This is a genomic window from Bradyrhizobium sp. USDA3010 (assembly GCF_056429065.1).
The window spans coordinates 20,297-36,653 of sequence record NZ_JBWJZD010000051.1; the positions used below are offsets into that span (position 1 = coordinate 20,297).

The 16,357-nt window shown below is 64.6% G+C and carries 16 protein-coding genes; 10 read left to right on the forward strand and 6 right to left on the reverse strand.

From position 1 onward, the window contains the following. The first annotated feature begins 12 nt into the window (after positions 1-12). From AC066Y_RS39045 to AC066Y_RS39065, 5 genes are all read left to right on the forward strand, one after another. A complete protein-coding gene (locus AC066Y_RS39045) occupies positions 13-804 on the forward strand; it encodes a TatD family hydrolase (RefSeq protein ID WP_478278518.1) in 792 nt (263 codons plus the stop codon). Further along, complete coding sequence (locus tag AC066Y_RS39050) at positions 801-1,607, forward strand: MBL fold metallo-hydrolase (protein ID WP_478278504.1); 807 nt, start codon at positions 801-803, stop codon at positions 1,605-1,607. Before AC066Y_RS39045 ends, AC066Y_RS39050 begins: the two co-directional genes overlap by 4 nt. A gap of 128 nt (positions 1,608-1,735) precedes the next feature. After that, positions 1,736-2,572 carry an acyl-ACP--UDP-N-acetylglucosamine O-acyltransferase gene (lpxA, locus tag AC066Y_RS39055; protein ID WP_478278505.1) on the forward strand — a complete coding sequence of 279 codons (837 nt, stop codon included), beginning with the start codon at positions 1,736-1,738 and terminating at the stop codon, positions 2,570-2,572. Positions 2,573-2,727: 155 nt separating this feature from the next. Beyond that, positions 2,728-3,486: a nitroreductase family protein gene (locus AC066Y_RS39060; protein WP_478278506.1), complete on the forward strand. Its 759-nt coding sequence runs from the start codon at positions 2,728-2,730 to the stop codon at positions 3,484-3,486. Next, positions 3,467-3,934, forward strand: a complete 468-nt coding sequence (locus AC066Y_RS39065) for a MarR family winged helix-turn-helix transcriptional regulator (protein WP_478278507.1) — start codon at positions 3,467-3,469, stop codon at positions 3,932-3,934. Before AC066Y_RS39060 ends, AC066Y_RS39065 begins: the two co-directional genes overlap by 20 nt. 191 nt (positions 3,935-4,125) lie before the next feature. Here the strand turns inward: AC066Y_RS39065 and AC066Y_RS39070 are convergent, their stop codons facing one another. The 4 genes from AC066Y_RS39070 to AC066Y_RS39085 form a co-directional block, all read right to left on the reverse strand. Continuing rightward, positions 4,126-5,775, reverse strand: a complete 1,650-nt coding sequence (locus AC066Y_RS39070; protein ID WP_478278508.1) for an acyl-CoA synthetase — start codon at positions 5,773-5,775, stop codon at positions 4,126-4,128. 24 nt (positions 5,776-5,799) lie between these two features. Further along, complete coding sequence (locus AC066Y_RS39075) at positions 5,800-7,686, reverse strand: TRAP transporter large permease (RefSeq protein ID WP_478278509.1); 1,887 nt, start codon at positions 7,684-7,686, stop codon at positions 5,800-5,802. A gap of 22 nt (positions 7,687-7,708) precedes the next feature. Next, positions 7,709-8,728, reverse strand: coding sequence for a TRAP transporter substrate-binding protein (locus tag AC066Y_RS39080; RefSeq protein ID WP_478278510.1), 1,020 nt, complete (start codon positions 8,726-8,728; stop codon positions 7,709-7,711). A 709-nt stretch (positions 8,729-9,437) separates the two neighbouring features. After that, the gene (locus tag AC066Y_RS39085) at positions 9,438-10,139 is read right to left on the reverse strand and encodes a L,D-transpeptidase (RefSeq protein WP_478278519.1); all 702 of its coding nucleotides are present in this window, start codon (positions 10,137-10,139) and stop codon (positions 9,438-9,440) included. Between the two features lie 230 nt (positions 10,140-10,369). Between AC066Y_RS39085 and AC066Y_RS39090 the strand changes: the two genes are divergently transcribed. After that, positions 10,370-11,617 carry a DUF763 domain-containing protein gene (locus AC066Y_RS39090; RefSeq protein WP_478278511.1) on the forward strand — a complete coding sequence of 416 codons (1,248 nt, stop codon included), beginning with the start codon at positions 10,370-10,372 and terminating at the stop codon, positions 11,615-11,617. A 27-nt stretch (positions 11,618-11,644) separates the two neighbouring features. Here AC066Y_RS39090 and AC066Y_RS39095 read toward each other — a convergent pair whose 3' ends face one another. Beyond that, positions 11,645-12,451, reverse strand: a complete 807-nt coding sequence (locus AC066Y_RS39095; RefSeq protein WP_478278512.1) for an enoyl-CoA hydratase/isomerase family protein — start codon at positions 12,449-12,451, stop codon at positions 11,645-11,647. Between the two features lie 74 nt (positions 12,452-12,525). On the opposite strand from AC066Y_RS39095, the gene nthA reads away from it, so the two are divergent. From nthA to AC066Y_RS39110, 3 genes are read left to right on the forward strand one after another with little or no spacing between them, the layout of a single operon-like run. Next, entirely contained in the window at positions 12,526-13,155 is a 630-nt protein-coding gene (gene nthA, locus AC066Y_RS39100) for a nitrile hydratase subunit alpha (protein WP_478278513.1), read from the forward strand. Then, positions 13,152-13,811 carry a nitrile hydratase subunit beta gene (gene nthB, locus AC066Y_RS39105; RefSeq protein ID WP_478278514.1) on the forward strand — a complete coding sequence of 220 codons (660 nt, stop codon included), beginning with the start codon at positions 13,152-13,154 and terminating at the stop codon, positions 13,809-13,811. The genes nthA and nthB overlap by 4 nt, the downstream gene beginning before the upstream one ends. Next, on the forward strand, positions 13,811-14,188 hold the full coding sequence (locus AC066Y_RS39110) for a nitrile hydratase accessory protein (protein WP_478278515.1): 378 nt from the start codon (positions 13,811-13,813) through the stop codon (positions 14,186-14,188). The genes nthB and AC066Y_RS39110 overlap by 1 nt, the downstream gene beginning before the upstream one ends. Before the next feature lie 256 nt (positions 14,189-14,444). On the opposite strand, the gene queC is transcribed toward AC066Y_RS39110, so the two are convergent. Beyond that, on the reverse strand, positions 14,445-15,155 hold the full coding sequence (gene queC / locus AC066Y_RS39115; RefSeq protein WP_478278516.1) for a 7-cyano-7-deazaguanine synthase QueC: 711 nt from the start codon (positions 15,153-15,155) through the stop codon (positions 14,445-14,447). A gap of 128 nt (positions 15,156-15,283) precedes the next feature. On the opposite strand from queC, the gene mazG reads away from it, so the two are divergent. Next, entirely contained in the window at positions 15,284-16,138 is an 855-nt protein-coding gene (gene mazG, locus AC066Y_RS39120) for a nucleoside triphosphate pyrophosphohydrolase (protein ID WP_478278517.1), read from the forward strand. Positions 16,139-16,357 lie beyond the last annotated feature (219 nt).

Here is a 16,357-nt window from a genome sequence, read left to right on the forward strand (position 1 = left end):
GGTTCGAAATTCATGCTGGTCGACAGTCACTGCCATCTCGATTTCCCTGATTTCGCCGACGATCTCGACGGGATCGTCGGACGCGCCGAAGCGGCCGGCATCGGCCGCATCGTCACGATCTCGACCCGGGTCAAGCGGCTCGGCGGCCTGCTTGCGATCACGGAGCGCTTTCCCGACGTCTACTGCTCGGTCGGCACCCATCCGCATCACGCCGACGAAGAGGACGGCATCCCGGCGAGCGAACTGATCGAGCTGACCAAGCACCCGAAAGTCGTGGCGCTCGGCGAGGCGGGGCTCGACTATTTCTATGAGCATGGTTCGCGCGAGGCCCAGGAGCGCGGCTTTCGCGCGCATATCGCCGCTGCGCGCGCAACCGGCCTGCCGCTCGTCATCCACACCAGGGAGGCCGACGAGGATTGCGGCCGCATCCTGGAGGATGAGGTCGCGAAGGGGCCGTTCAAGGCCGTGCTGCACTGCTACACCGGCGGCCGCGAGCTGGCGATGAAGGCGATTGGGCTTGGGCTATCGATCTCGTTCACGGGCATCCTGACCTTCAAGAAGTCCGACACCCTGCGTGCGCTGGCCGCCGAGCTACCGGCCGATCGCATCATGGTCGAGACCGACGCGCCGTATCTGGCGCCCGGAAAATTCCGCGGCAAGCGCAACGAGCCGTCCTACGTCGTCGAGGTCGCCAAGGTGCTCGCCGAAACCCGCGGCGTCTCCCTGGAGGAGATCTCGCGGCAGACCACCGAAAACTTCTTCCGGCTGTTCTCCAAGGTGCCGGCGCCGAAGGTTGCTGCATGACGCTGACACTGACCATTCTGGGCTGCGGCTCATCCGCCGGCGTGCCGCGTCCGGCGCTCGGCTGGGGCGCCTGTGATCCCAACAATCCCAAGAATCGCCGCCGCCGCTGCTCGATCATGGCCGAGCGCACCATGGAGCACGGCACCACGCGGGTCGTGATCGATACCTCGCCCGATCTGCGCGAGCAGTTGATCGACAGCGACGTCGAGCATATCGACGCGGTGTTCCTGACGCATGAGCATGCCGACCAGACCCACGGCATCGACGATCTGCGCTCGGTGGTGCTGCACCAGCGCCGCCGCATCCCGGTCTACTTCAACCAGTCGACCGCCAAGGACATCATGGCGCGGTTCTCCTACTGCTTCATCTCCCCGGAAGGCAGCGACTATCCGCCGATCCTGACCCGGCATTCGATCGAGGCCGGCGAGAGCCATACGGTGCAGGGGAAGGGCGGTCCGCTGAAGCTCGAGGCCTTCCTGGTGCAGCATGGCCAGATACCTGCGCTCGGCTACCGCATTGGAGACGCCGCCTACACGCCCGATCTGCACGACATTCCCGAGGCGAGCTGGCCGGCGCTGGAAGGTCTCGATCTCTGGATCGTCGACGGCCTGCGCTATGCGCCGCATCCCAGCCATTTCAGCGTCGCCGACGCATTGTCGTGGATCGAGCGCTTCAAGCCGAAGCGCGCGGTCATCACCAACATGCATTCCGACCTCGACTACGAGGTGCTGCGGCGGAGCCTGCCGGCCGGCGTGATCCCGGCCTATGACGGCATGCGGCTGACGCTCGATCGGGCAAGCTGAAGCAAGCCGTCGTGTCGCGCGGCAATAAATCCGACGGGGCACACCCGGCGGACGGCATTTGAGCTTGCACTCTGCTTGAGCTTGCACTCTGCTGCAGGTCGCGAATAATCCATTTTCGAGGGAACTATATGCTCATCGATCCCACTGCGCGGATTGAGGATGGGGCGGTGATCGGCGCCGGCACGTCGATTGGTCCTTATTGCGTTGTTGGTTCCCGCGTCATTATCGGTGCAAACTGCAAGCTTATCGCCCACGTGCACATGACCGCGGAGACCACGATCGGTGGCGGCTGCACGATCTATCCGTTCGTCTCGCTCGGCACGCCCCCGCAAGCCCTGAGCTATCGCGGCGAACTGACCAAGCTTCAGATCGGCCAGGATTGCACGATCCGCGAGCACGTGACCATGAACGCCGGAACCGTCGCGGGTGGCGGTCTTACCCGCGTCGGCGATCGTGGCTATTTCATGAATTGCAGCCATGTCGGTCACGACTGCGTGGTAGGGAACGACGTCATCTTCGCCACATCAGCGACGCTGGGCGGCCATTGCGAAATCGGCGATTTTGTCTTCATGGGAGGCCTCTCATCCGCCCATCAATTCGTGCGGATCGGGGCGCAGGCGATGATCGGGGCGACAAGTTGCGTACGTGGCGACGTCATCCCGTTTGGCCTTGCAAGCGGCCAGTACGCGGGTCTCGCCGGGCTCAACTTCGTTGGCATGCGACGCCGCGAATTTACCCGCGAACGCCTCGCGGTGATCCGAGCGTTCTATCAGAAACTATTTCGCGGCCCCGGCGTGTTTGCCGCGCGTCTGCACGAGGTAAGGCAACTGGCGGACGCGGACCCAGCGATTGCAGAAATTCTGGCCTTCATCGACGCGGTAAGGCATCGCTCGCTGTGTCTGCCGGCGAACGATGATCATATGATCGCCGCACGCCGAAGCCCTTTCGCTGAACCGAGCCGATAGCACCGCAGAAATTTCGGATCGGGTTTACCGCGACCACCGCTATGAACCCGCCACCCGGCGGGCAGCGGTTGCATAGGATCGCCAACGGTCCTGTCTTGACCTTTCACGCAAAGGGCATATCGTTATGATCATAACGAACGATCGGGGAGGATCAGATGACGGAAGCTGTGGCGGCGCGCGATTACACCGATCGCACGCGATATGACGCGCTGATGGATGTCGTGAAGAACCGCCTGACGACCCGGGCGTTCGACGCCAGCTACGTGATGCCGCCGGAGCACTACGATATGATCCTGGAGGCCGCGCGGCACGCGCCTTCGGGCGCCAATGCGCAACCCTGGCACTTCATTGCGGTCACCGATCAGGACCTCAAGAACAGGATCACGGAATACTTCCGCGAGGAGCAGGTCGCACGTGCCCGGCTCAAGATGAAGTTTCCGACGCCCGATTATCGCGGCCTCGCGGCGGCACCTGGCTTCATCGTCGTCGCCAGCGACTTCCGCTGGGTCAAGGCGTTTCCCGTGCTCAACGACGGCTCCGAGCTCGACAAGATGTACAAGGAGAACGCCGAACGGATCCTGCTGCAGAGCGTGGCGGCGGCGACGATGTCGGCGCATCTCGCGGCGGCCGCGCTCGGCTACAACGTCTGGTGGGTGACCGCGATCGGGCAGGAGAAGGCCCAGCAGGCGATGAAGCCGCTGCTCGGCATCCCCGATGAATTGTCCGTGCTCGACATCATGTGCTTCGGTCCGCCGGCCAAGCCGCCGTACAAGCGCTGGAAGAAGAGCCTTGCTGACATCAGCAACTGGAACAGGTTCGATGATCAGCACTTCATGACCGAAGCCCAGATCGACGAATGGGTGTCGACCACGCGCCACAAGGTGATGTACCGCGATGCCGAGAACGTCGACTAAAGCGGACGCGCCGGTCCGGCGCGGCGCGTCGGACTACCGGCTGGAGGACCAGGTCGGCTTCCTGCTGCGCCGGGCCTATCAGCGCGCCTCGTCGAACCTGGTCGACAAGATCGGATCCTACGACCTGACGGCCCCGCAATATGCGACCTTGGCCCGGCTCTACGAGCGCGGGGCGCTGTCGCAGAACCTGCTCGGCCGGCTGGTCGCAATGGAGCCGGCCAATATCCGCGACGTCGTGCTGCGGCTGAAGAAGCGGCGCCTGGTCGCGACCCGGCGCGACCCGACCGACAAGCGGCTGATCCTGATCGATCTGACCGCGGCCGGCGTGGCGCTGGTCGAGCAGCTGATCCCGATCGAGATCGAATGCACCGCGACAACGCTGGCGCCGCTCAAGGCCAGCCAAAAAGCGGTGCTCTACGAGCTGCTCGGCCGCCTTGCAGAGGGCTGAGCCGGCGCCACATACTCGCTGTTGTCCCGGGCTTGACCCGGACCCATAGCCACGAATGCCAGTTGTGTTGCAACGCTGGGCCACATCGCACTCCAACAACGCAACCCTGTGGTTATCGGTCCCGGCTTTCGCCGGGACGACAGCGTCCATGAGGCAGGAGTGCGCTGCACGACACTGAAGGCGGCTTCTGCTCAGGCCGAGATCGCCTTGGCCGATCCGACCTGGTTGCGCAGCAGGAATTTCTGGATCTTGCCCGTGGATGTCTTCGGGATCACCCCGAACACCACTGACTTCGGCGTCTTGAATCCCGACATATGCTCGCGGCAATAGGCGATGATCTCGGCCTCGGTCGCCTTGACGCCGTCCTTCAACTCCAGGAAGGCGCAGGGCACTTCGCCCCATTTCGGATCGGGCTTGGCGACGACCGCCGCGAACAGCACGGCCGGGTGCTTGTAGAGGATATCCTCGACCTCGACCGACGAGACATTCTCGCCGCCGGAGATGATGATGTCCTTGGAGCGGTCCTTGATGATGACGTAGCCGTGCTCGTCGAGCACGCCGAGATCGCCGGTGTGAAACCAGCCGCCGGCGAAGGCTTCCTGCGTCGCTTTCTCGTTCTTCAGATAGCCCTTCATCACGATGTTGCCGCGGAACATGACCTCGCCGATGGTCTCGCCATCGCGCGGCACCTCGCGCATGGTCTCGGGGTCGAGCACGCTGACGCCTTCCTGCAGCGGATAGGCCACGCCCTGGCGTCGCTTCAGCTGCGCGCGCTGATCGGCCGACAGCTCATCCCAGCCCGGCTGCTCGGCGCAGACGGAGGCGGGCCCATAGACTTCGGTCAGCCCATAGACATGGGTCAGCTTGATGCCGATGCGCTCGGCGCCCTCGAGGACTGCGACCGGCGGCGCCGCGCCCGCGATCAGGCCGACGACGGGGTTCGCCTTGCCGTCCTTCGGCGCATCAGGCGCATTGATCAGCGTGTTGTAGACGATCGGCGCGCCGCACATGTGGGTGACGCCGTGTTTCGGGATCAGCTCGAAGATTTTGGCCGGATCGACCTTGCGCAAGCAGACATTGACGCCGGCGGTCGCCGCGATCGTCCAGGGGAAGCACCAGCCGTTGCAGTGAAACATCGGCAGCGTCCAGAGATAGACCGGATGCTGGCCGAGATTGCCGGCGAGGATGTTGCTGACCGCGTTGAGATAGGCGCCGCGATGATGGGTGACGACGCCCTTCGGATTGCCCGTCGTGCCCGACGTATAGCTGAGCGCGATCGCATCCCATTCGTCGGCCGGCGGCCGCTCCACGAATGCCGGATCGCCTGAGGCGACCGCCGCCTCATACTCGATCTCGCCGATCCGCTTGCCGCCGCTGAAGGCGGCATCGTCGACGTCGATCACGAACGGCCTCGGGCCCTTCATCAGGGTCAGGGCATCCGCGATCACGCCGGAGAATTCGGGGTCGACCAGGATGATCCTGGCGCCGCCATGATCGAGCTGGAACGCGATCGACGCCGCATCGAGGCGGATGTTCAGCGCATTCAGCACCGCGCCGGTCATCGGCACCGCGAAGTGCAGCTCGTTCATCGCCGGGATGTTCGGCAGCATCGCCGCGACCGTGTCGCCATGGCCGATGCCGTGGCCTGCAAGATAGGACGCGAAGCGCTTGCAGCGTTGGTAGGTCTCTTTCCAGGTGAAGCTGCGGCCCTCATAGACCGCGCTGACATGGTCGGGATAGACCGCGGCCGAGCGGGCCAGGAAGCTCAGCGGCGTCAGCGGCACGTAGTTGGCGGGCGTCTTGTCCAGCCCGATCGAGTACTGGTTTTGAGCTGCACTCATGGCTCTATCCAATCCGCTAGGTTCTCAAAGGAATCCAATCGATATCCAGGGGAAGATGGCGACGATGATCAGGCCGATCAACAGCGCCAGCATGTAACCCCAGATCGGCCGGATACCCTCGGCCGGATCGACGCGCCCGATGGCGCAGGCGGCATAATAGCCGACGCCGAACGGCGGCGCGAACAATCCGATGCCCATCGCCAGGATGATGACCATGGCGTAGTGCACCTCGTGGACGCCGACCTGGCGCGCGATCGGAAACAGCAGCGGCCCGAACAGCACGATGGCCGGAATGCCCTCGAGCACGCTGCCGAGGATCACGAAGGCCAGGATCGAGACCGCGATGAAGGTCGCCGAACCGCCCGGCAGCCCGGTCATCGACGCCGCCAGCGCCCGCGAGAAACCGGACTGGGTCAGGCCCCAGGCCATGCCGGTCGCGGTGCCGATGATGAAGAGGATCGCGCCCGACAGGCACGCTGTGTCGATCAGCATCGGCACCAGCCGCCGCCAGTTGAACTTGCGGTAGATCAGGAGGCCGATGACGAAGGCGTAGACGATGCCGATGGTCGAGACTTCGGTGGCCGTGGCGATGCCTTCGACCACGGCGTAGCGGATCACGAAGGGCAGCGCCAATGCGGGCAGGGCGAACACCAACGCCTTGCCGATCTCGCTGCCGGTGGCGCGCTGCACGTGGCTCAAGTTCTCGCCGCGGTAGCGCCACCACACCAGTCCCGACAGCGTGATTGCCAGCACGACGCCCGGCAGCAATCCGCCGGTGAACAGCGCCGAGATCGAGACGCCGGTGACCGAGCCGATCGTGATCAGCACGAGGCTCGGCGGAATGGTCTCGGTTTGGGCGCCGGTGGCGGCGAGCAGGGCGACCAGATCGCCCGGCTTGGCGCCGCGCTCCTTCATTTCCGGGAACAGCACGGGTGCGACGGCGGCCATGTCGGCGGCCTTCGATCCGGAGATGCCGGACACCAGGTACATGGCGCCGACCAGCACGTAATGCAGGCCGCCGCGGACATGCCCGAGCAGGCTCGCCAGGAACGCCACCATCGCGCGCGCCATGCCGGTCATCTCGATCAGCAGGCCGAGGAAGACGAACAGCGGCACCGACAGCAGGATGAGGTGGCTCATGCCCTCGTCCATCCGGCCGACCAGCACCATCAGCGGCGTCCGCGTGGTGAGCGCCAGATAGCCGAAGATCGCCATGCCGAAGGCAAAGCCGATCGGCACGCCGGCGAACACGCAGAACCCGACCACGCCGACGAAGAAGATGATCAGGTTGAGGTTGCCGAGCGGCCGCAGCATCGGCTGCGCCAGCCAGAACACGCCGATCAACGCGGCGACCGTCAGCGCGGCCAGCAGGAAGGTTTTGATGTCGCCGACCCGCGCCAGCCGCAGCAGCGCAAACAGTCCCATCAGGCAGGTGCCGACCGGCAGCGCCGCCGCGCGCCAGGTATTGGAGATCTGCAGCGCCGGCGTCGTGATGAAGCTTTCCTCGTAGGCGTATTCATAGGCCGGCCGCACGATCAGGATCAGGAACGCCAGCGCGGCGCAGGTCGCGACCACGTCGAGATAGCCCCACAGCCTCGGCCCGGCGCTTGCGACCAGCGCCGTCATCCGCATGTGCTCGCCGCGACGGAACGCGACCGCCGAACCCAGCATGGCGAGCCACAGGAACAGGATCGACGCCAGCTCGTCGGACCAGATCAGCGGCGCATGCAGCACGTAACGCGACACCACGCCGGCGAACAGGATGACGACCTCGGCGACGACAAGGATCGCCGCCGGGATTTCGACCAGCCATCCGAGCGCCGCGTCGATGGAACCGAGAACAGAGCGGCGGCGAGGGGGCTGTGACGCCGCCTCGCCGGCCACGGCCGGCGTCATCTCGACATGCGCCATGGCAAGCCTCCCGCTTGATCGATCAGGACAGTTTGCCGACGGACTTCTCGAGCAGATCCCAGGCCTTCTCGCCGTACTTGCCCTTCCACTCCGCGTAGAAGCCGGCGGCACGCAGCTTGTCGCGGAACGGCCCGACCTCGGGCTGGTTGAACACGAGGCCCTTGCCGGTGAGCTCCTGCTTCACGGTGGCGTTGAGCTTCTCGGTGTCCTCGCGCTCCTTGACGGCGGCCGCGTTGACGTTCTTGGCGACGATGGTCTTGATATCGTCCGGCAGAGCCGCCCAGGCTCTGCGGTTCATCAGGAACCAGAAGCCGTCCCACATGTGGTTGGTCAGCGAGCAGTACTTCTGCACCTCGTACAGCTTCGCCGCCGAGATCAGCGCCAGCGGGTTTTCCTGGCCTTCGACGATCTTGGTCTGCAGCGCCGAATAGACCTCGCTGAAATTGATCGAGGCGGGCGACGCATCGAACGCCTTGAACATCGAGGTCCACAGCGGCGAAACCGGCACGCGGATCTTGAAGCCCTTGAGATCATCAGGACCGTTGATCGGCTTGGTCGACGACGTGGTCTGGCGGAAGCCGTTGTCCCAGATCTTGTCCATGACCTCGAGGCCGGCCTTGTTGATCTCGCCCCGCACATAGGCGCCGAGCTCGCCATCCATGGCCTTCCAGACCGTGGGATAATCCGGGAATGCGAAACCGATGCCGTTGATCGAAGCTGCCGGCACCAGGGTCGCCAGGATCAGGCCGGACAGCGTGAAGAACTCGACGCCGCCGGAGCGCACCTGGCTCAGCATGTCCGTGTCGGAGCCGAGCTGGCTGTTCGGGAACACCTGCAGGTCGAACCGGCCGTTGGTCTCGGTCTTGATCGCCGCGGCCATCTCCCGAGCGCGCGCCACGAACGGATGCGACTCCGGCAGGTTGTTGGCGAACTTGTACGAGAACTCGGCCGACTGGGCGCGCGCGACATACGGCGCGCCAAATCCGCCCAGGACGGCGGAAGCGGCGGAAACCTTCAGCAGCGTGCGTCGTGAAAAGCTCATTGGGTTTGCTCCCTCGAGAGGCTTGTTGTTGTTCTGAGATGCCATCCTATACGGACCTGATGCCGCGGGGTCACCAGCGATCTCTGCACAGCTGGCGCTTATTGCAGCGTCCGTACGCCGCGGCAATATCGGCTTTCTGACGAGACGCGTGGGCGTGGATCGCTGTGGTGGCTGGGCGAGCCGGAGCAACGATCGAGCTAAGCTCAGATGGACCTGCGGGCCGGTGCGAAGATTTCCCACTAAATATCTGATCTAATTGTAGATATAAATATTCCATAATATACCTTATGCGAATTACGGATATGGAAGCCGATCCGGTTTGGCGGCCCAGCTGTGGCTTCCCCTATACGGTTCGCATTTCATCCCATAAGGCCGTTTCATCCCATAGGGCTGTCGCAACGCATCCCATAAGACCGTAGCGTTCGGGCGCAGCGATCATCGGCTCTGCGATCCCTAAGGTCGCTCCGTCGGTGTCGGTCATAGTCACAGGTGAAGACGCTGACGAAGATGGCGAAGGCGACGCAATCGAAAGACCTGCGGAAGGCTTTCACCAAGCATCTTCGCGAACAGCCGGATCGCGCTGACCGGATACGCACGCGCCTTCGATCCGGAAAGCCGTCATATTTTCTTGTCCGCATCGTGCGTGATTGCGATCCCCTGCGACGGCCGCCTGCTCCGATGCGAGCGCATCCTCGGCCTGCCCCGTTGCCTAGGCCGGCAGCACGATCACCTTAGTTTTGAGAGGCGTTCGCGAATAGAGGTCGATCATGTCCTGACTGAGGAGGCCGGTGCAGCCGCTCGTAATGCCGTTCCCGATGGTTTCGGGGTCGCTGGTGCTATAGATCGTGTAAAGCGTATATGCCCCGTTTTGATAGAGGTAGAGCACGCGGGCACCGAGTGGATTGTCGAGACCTCCCGGCATGCCGCGAGCATATTTGCCTGCCTCCGGCTGGCGCGCGATCATCTCCTTGGGTGGCGTCCAGATAGGCCATTCGGCTTTGCGCCCGACATAAGCCTCCCCGCTCCACCGGAATCCATCGCGGCCGACATTGGCGCCATAGCGGGTCGCGTTTCCCTCTCCTTCAATGCGGTAAACATAGTACTTGCTGGGATCGATGATGATCGTACCGGGTGCCTCATCGCTGTCGTAACGCACTGTCTTGCGAAAATATTGCGGTTTGACCTTGCTAACATCGACCGCAGGGATCGGGAATTTCTCGTCAGGCACGGGCCCGTAGACTTTCTCCGCCTCGGCCAGGCTCATGTAGTCGGATGCACAACCGGCCAGGCCCAGTGCGGCAAGACCGGCAGCGGAGCCGAATAGAAACGCCCGGCGGTTGAGACGCGGCGAACGAGGCCCAGACAGAGCGCCCTTGCCCATCGCGCCGGCAATTCCACGGTCCATGATCATGATTTCGGGTTTTCCGATATTTTCCAGAAGGCGCGACAAGCTTATGTCGGGGAACCACCCCGTTACGACACTCTTACGGAGGATTTCGCGCTTTTTTGTGAGGGGAAACTTTCAAGAAAAAGCTAAGGAATTCCGTTCTGTGTGTCGGTCTTATGCGGGGATTCAACAACCGCCGAAGGCTTTGCCTGATAGTCTGCCCCCGACTACACCAGTTCGAGACTTGGAGACCGATGGCCCGACGTACCGGCAGCGCTGATCTGCCCCTGCATGGTGGACGCGTGCCGCCGTGGCTGGCGGAGCGCATGGCGACGCTGGGTGCCGTCATCACGCAGGCCGTGGTCCATCATTACGGCCGCGACGTGTTCCTGCAGCGGCTCTCGCATCCGTTCTGGTTCCAGTCGTTCGGCGCCGTGATGGGCATGGACTGGCATTCGTCTGGTATCACCACGAGCGTCATCGGCGCGCTCAAGCGCGGGCTCGCGCCGCTGCAGGACGAACTCGGCATCTACGTCTGCGGCGGCCGCGGCAAGCATTCGCGGCGCACGCCGGACGAATTGTCGGCGCTGGGCGAGCGGACCGGCGTCGATGGCACTGCCCTCACCCGCGCCAGCCGTCTGGTCGCCAAGGTCGACAGTGCCGCGGTCCAGGACGGTTTCGAGCTCTATCTGCATGGCTTCTTCGTCACCGCGGACGGCAAATGGACCGTGGTCCAGCAAGGCATGAGCGACAGCAAGCGGCAGGCGCGACGCTATCACTGGCATTCCGAGGGGCTGCGCAGCTTTGTCGACGAGCCGCACAGCGCGATCGACGGTCCAGCGCAGGGCGAGATCGTCAATCTCACCGACCACCGCGCCGACGCCTCGCGCCAGGCTCAGCTCGATCTGCTCGCCGCGCTCGGTCCCGATGGCATCGCGCGTGAATATGCCGAGTTGACCGAACAGGTGGCGGCGCAGGGCGATCTGTTGCACCTGATCATGCCCGAGCATCACGATGTGCGCTCGAGCGATGTCTTCATCCGCCGCCTGCACGGCACCCTCGCCGCCGCGGCCGAGCGCGGGCCGCTGGACTTCCCCGAACTGCTGCTCACGCCGGGCGTCGGCGCCCGCACTGTCGAGTCGCTCGCCATGGTCGCCGAGGTCGTCCACGGGACGCCGTACCGTTTCCGTGATCCGGCGCGTTTCTCGCTCGCGCATGGCGGCAAGGACCGTCATCCGTTTCCGGTGCCGATCACGGTCTATGACGAGACGATCGGCGTGCTGAAATCGGCGGTACGGCAAGCGAAGCTCGGCCGCGACGAGGAACTGCAGGCGCTGAAACGACTGGATGATCAGGCCCGCAGGCTGGAGCTCACCGCAACCGGGCCGTCCTTCGATGCTTACGTGGCCAATGAGCGCGCGCGTTCGCCTGATCTCGATGGCCGCTCGGTGTTCGGCTGGGAGGCCGACCTCGCCGGCCGCGACCGCATCACCAAACGCTAGTGCGGCGCTCCTCGACCGCGACACCTGTCAGCGCCCCCTGAAGCGCGGCTTGCGCCGCCCGAGGAACGCCGCGACGCCTTCCTTGTGATCGTCGGTCAGGCTCGCCAGCGCGAACTGGTCGAGATCCATGTGGCTCGCGAGATCGTCGAGCGCGTGGGCCAGCCGGTTGACCGTCAGCTTGGTCATCGCCACCGAAATCGGCGGCTGGGCGGCGACCTTGGCCGCGAGCGCCATCGCAGCGTCATACGATTTGCCCGGATCAGTCACCTGCTCCACCAGGCCCCATTCGTAAGCCTCGTCGGCCGAGATCCGGTCGTCGGCCAGGATCACGGCCTGCTTGGTGCGCGCCGGCCCAATCAGATGCAGCATGCGCGGCACGCTCTGCCAGCTCATGTTCATGCCGAGCGCGATCTCCGGCACGCGCAGATGCGCATTGCGCGCCATGACCCGGAAATCCAGCGCGACCGCGAGCGCCACGCCGCCGCCGACGCAGAAACCCTCGATCGCGCCGATCGTGACCTGCTCCATCTCCTGCCAGGCGCGCGTCAGCCGTGGCCCGAGCTTCAGGTGACGGCGCAGCGTGCCCATGTCCATGGTCTGGCGCGAGCGTCCTTCGGCATCCTTGAGGTCGAAGCCGGCGCTGAACGATTTGGCGCCGCCGGTCAGCACCACCACCGAGGTTTCGCCATCGTCCTCGAAGCTGCGCGCCGCATCGGTCAGCTGCCGCAGCGCCTCCGGCGACAGCGCGTTGATACCGTCGCCGCGGTCGAACCGCACCACGGCGATGCGCCCCTCTGGTCCGAGGCCCTTCTCGATCGTCACATCGTCAACCACGCATACCTCCCTGCTCGCATTGTTGTGTACTGCTTGCCTCGACATAGCACGGCGGTTTCGCCTATTCTGTGGGCATGAGCGAACATGATCATCACCACCACGATCACGACCATTCCGAACTGTCGGAGACCGAACTGCGTGTCCGCGCGCTGGAATCGATCCTGACCGAAAAGGGCTATGTCGAGGCTGCCGCGCTCGACGCCATCGTGCAGGCCTATGAAACGAAGATCGGCCCGCATAACGGCGCCAGGATCGTCGCCAAGGCCTGGACCGATCCGGCCTTCAAGAAGGCACTGCTCGAGGACGCCAGCAAGGCGGTCGGCACCCTCGGCCATGTCAGCCGGGTCGGCGACCATCTGGTCGCGATCGAGAACACGCCTGGCCGTCATAACATGGTCGTCTGCACACTCTGCTCCTGTTACCCCTGGGAGATGCTCGGCCTGCCGCCGGTCTGGTACAAGGCCTCGCCGTATCGCTCGCGCGCGGTCAAGGATCCGCGCGGCGTGCTTGCCGATTTCGGCGTCAGCCTGCCGAAGGAGACAGAAATCCGGGTCTGGGACAGCACGGCTGAAACACGCTTCCTTGTGCTACCGATGCGGCCGGCGGGCACCGAGGGCTGGAGCGAGGAACAGCTCGCCGACCTCGTGACGCGCGATTCCATGATCGGCACCGGATTCCCGAAAACGCCGGGGGCGCCATCGTGAACGGGGTCCACGACATGGGCGGCATGGACGGATTCGGCAAGGTCGAGCCCGAGCCGAACGAGCCGATGTTCCATCAGGAATGGGAATCGCGGGTGCTCGCCATGGTCCGCGCGATGGGCGCGGCCGGCGCCTTCAACATCGACGCGTCGCGCTTCTATCGCGAGACCCTGCCCCCGCAAGTCTATCTGTCGAGCTCCTACTACAGGAAATGGCTGCTCGGGCTGGAAGCCCTGCTGCTCGACAAGGGCTATATCTCGAAGGACGACGTCGCCGCCGGACATTCCGTCGCGCCGGCGAAATCGCTCAAGCACGGCAAGTTCTCGATCGCCGATGTCGAGCGCATCATGGTGCGCGGCAAGTTCGGCCGGGCCGCGCCGGGACCGGCGAAGTTCAAGGCCGGTGATCGGGTGCGGGCGAAGAACATCCATCCCGCCACGCACACGCGGCTGCCGCGCTATGTGCGCGGTCATGTCGGGGTGGTCGAGCGCGATCATGGCTGTCACGTTTTCCCCGATACCGCGGCGAACGACGCCGGCGAGCATCCGCAATGGCTGTACACCGTCGTGTTCGATGGACGCGAATTGTGGGGACCGGACTCCGATCCGACCATCAAGGTTTCGATCGACGCGTTCGAGCCGTATCTGGAGGCGATTTGATGGATGCCGGCGCCGCCGCGCGCGCGACCAGCGCCGTGTCCAGCATTCCCCGCGATCAGGACGGCCCGGTGTTCCGCGCACCGTGGGAGGCGCAGGCGTTCGCCATGGCGTTGACGCTGCATGACCGCGGCGTGTTCACCTGGCCCGAATGGGCCGCCGCCCTCGCCGATCAGATCAAGCGCGCGCAGGCGGCTGGCGATCCCGACACCGGCGAGACCTATTACGAGCATTGGCTGGCGACCCTCGAGCACCTCGTGGCCGCCAAGGGCGTCACGACGAAGGACGCGCTGCACCGCTACCGCGACGCCTGGGACCGCGCCGCCGACCGCACCCCGCACGGCCAGCCGATCGAGCTCAAATCGTCGGATTTCGGGTAGCAGCGCGTTTCCGCCGTGCGCCAGATCGCGCCGCATTCACAGCTGTCGTCCCTGCGAAAGCAGGGACCCATACCCCGCGGCGAATATTGTGTGAACGCGACTCGTCGTTCCAGCATCGCTCAACAATAACCATTCGTGGTTATGGGGTCCCGGCCTTCGCCGGGACGACGATGAGGATCGGTTCGCGATCTCCTTTGCATGGGGTTGTTTTCGATATTTTGGTAGTGCGCCCCTGCGGACGGCGGTCCGCCCGCGGTTACGGCGCGACATACTCCCGCCAGCCCTTGGCCCGCAGGCTGCAGGCCGGGCATTCGCCGCAGCCGTAACCCCAATCGTGCTGCGCGCCGCGTTCGCCGAGATAGCAGGTGTGCGAGTGCTCGCGGATCAGATCGACCAGCCCTGCCCCACCGAGCTCGTGCGCGAGCCGCCAGGTCGCGGCCTTGTCGAGCCACATCAGCGGCGTGTGCAGCTCGAAGTCCCTGGCCATGCCGAGGCTGAGCGCGGACTGCAGCGCCTTGATGGTCTCGTCGCGGCAATCCGGATAGCCGGAATAGTCGGTCTCGCACATGCCGCCGATGATGTGGCGGATGCCGCGCCGATAGGCCAGCGCCCCGGCGAAGGTGAGGAACACGAGGTTGCGGCCGGGCACGAAGGTGTTGGGCAACCCGTCCGCGCCCATTTCGATCGCGACGTCGCGGGTCAGCGCGGTATCCGAAATCTCCGACAGCGTCGGGATCGCGAGCGTGTGGCTGTCGCCGAGCTTTGCTGACCAGTCCGGCCGCAGCGCCCTGATGCCGTCCAGCAGGCGGTCGCGGCAGTCGAGCTCGATCGCGTGGCGCTGGCCGTAGGTGAAGCCGAGCATTTCGACGCGCGCGAAGCGGTCCAACGCCCAGGCCAGGCAGGTGGTGGAATCCTGGCCGCCGGAAAACAGCACCAGCGCGGTGTCGGAATTGTTCTGATCGATCATGGAACGCGATTTAGCACCTGACGGTGCCGCGGCCAATCCGTGGACAGCGCCGTGTTTCCGGCGTGTTTTGCTGGGATCGGGAGGGGTGTTTTGGCATAAAGCCAGGACCTCCCTAATGCCGGTGTCCCATGACCCCTTCCCGCGACATTTCCCGCCTGATCGAGATCATGGCTGCGCTGCGCACGCCGGTGACCGGCTGCCCCTGGGACCTCGAACAGAATTTTGAAACCATCGCGCCCTACACGATCGAGGAGGCCTATGAAGTCGCGGATGCAATCGCGCGCGGCGACTTCGAGGATTTGCGCGAGGAGCTCGGCGACCTCCTGCTGCAGGTGGTCTATCACGCAAGGATGGCCGAGGAGCAGAACGCGTTCGCGTTCGGCGACGTGGTCGAGGCGATCACGAAGAAGATGATCCGCCGTCATCCGCATGTCTTTGCCGACAAGGACGGCAACATCCAGCCCGCCGGCGTCAAGAGCGCCTGGGAGCGCATCAAGGCCGAGGAGAAGGCCGAGCGCGCCGCGCGGCGGCCGCAGGACGAGACCGCGCACACATCCTTGCTCGCCAGCGTGAAGGCGGGCCTCCCTGCCTTGACGCGGGCGATGGAATTGCAGCGCAAGGCATCCACCGTCGGCTTCGACTGGAACGATCCGCGCGCCGTGCTCGCCAAGATCCGCGAGGAGGCCGACGAGATCGAGGCCGCGCTCGACCGCAACGACAAGCAGGAAATTGCGGAAGAAACCGGCGACCTGATGTTCGCACTGGTCAACCTCGCCCGCCACGTCGACGCCGATCCGGAAACCGCACTGCGCGCGACCAACGCCAAGTTCGAGCGGCGGTTTGCCTATATCGAGAAGGCGCTGGCCGCGAAGGGCCGCTCGCTCGACGGCGCAACGCTTGAGGAAATGGACGCGCTGTGGAACGAAGCGAAGACCGCCGCCACTGCTGTCGTCCCTGCGAACGCAGGGACCCATACCGCGTGATCTATCGATCGGCGGGCAGCGTCAGTCCCGCGCAAGTCATTGGCAGCGAAGTTGTACCGCGGAACTGCGACCAAACCCAATAGCGATGGCCGGTGGTTGATGGTGTGGACGGCCCCCTACGGCATCAGTGTGCCAGAATGAGGTTGTTGCAAATCTCAGACAAGGAGACCGTCCGTGAGAAAGATTATCCGTATTGGGATGGATACGTCGAAGCATATT

Bases quoted from the DNA above. Each gene is read 5' to 3' on its own strand.
- AC066Y_RS39045 (WP_478278518.1), top strand. From the start codon at position 13: ATGCTGGTCGACAGTCACTGCCATCTCGATTTCCCTGATTTCGCCGAC.
- AC066Y_RS39050 (WP_478278504.1), top strand. From the start codon at position 801: ATGACGCTGACACTGACCATTCTGGGCTGCGGCTCATCCGCCGGCGTG.
- lpxA (WP_478278505.1), top strand. From the start codon at position 1,736: ATGCTCATCGATCCCACTGCGCGGATTGAGGATGGGGCGGTGATCGGC.
- AC066Y_RS39060 (WP_478278506.1), top strand. From the start codon at position 2,728: ATGACGGAAGCTGTGGCGGCGCGCGATTACACCGATCGCACGCGATAT.
- AC066Y_RS39065 (WP_478278507.1), top strand. From the start codon at position 3,467: ATGCCGAGAACGTCGACTAAAGCGGACGCGCCGGTCCGGCGCGGCGCG.
- AC066Y_RS39070 (WP_478278508.1), bottom strand. From the start codon at position 5,775: ATGAGTGCAGCTCAAAACCAGTACTCGATCGGGCTGGACAAGACGCCC.
- AC066Y_RS39075 (WP_478278509.1), bottom strand. From the start codon at position 7,686: ATGGCGCATGTCGAGATGACGCCGGCCGTGGCCGGCGAGGCGGCGTCA.
- AC066Y_RS39080 (WP_478278510.1), bottom strand. From the start codon at position 8,728: ATGAGCTTTTCACGACGCACGCTGCTGAAGGTTTCCGCCGCTTCCGCC.
- AC066Y_RS39085 (WP_478278519.1), bottom strand. From the start codon at position 10,139: ATGATCATGGACCGTGGAATTGCCGGCGCGATGGGCAAGGGCGCTCTG.
- AC066Y_RS39090 (WP_478278511.1), top strand. From the start codon at position 10,370: ATGGCCCGACGTACCGGCAGCGCTGATCTGCCCCTGCATGGTGGACGC.
- nthA (WP_478278513.1), top strand. From the start codon at position 12,526: ATGAGCGAACATGATCATCACCACCACGATCACGACCATTCCGAACTG.
- AC066Y_RS39110 (WP_478278515.1), top strand. From the start codon at position 13,811: ATGGATGCCGGCGCCGCCGCGCGCGCGACCAGCGCCGTGTCCAGCATT.
- queC (WP_478278516.1), bottom strand. From the start codon at position 15,155: ATGATCGATCAGAACAATTCCGACACCGCGCTGGTGCTGTTTTCCGGC.
- mazG (WP_478278517.1), top strand. From the start codon at position 15,284: ATGACCCCTTCCCGCGACATTTCCCGCCTGATCGAGATCATGGCTGCG.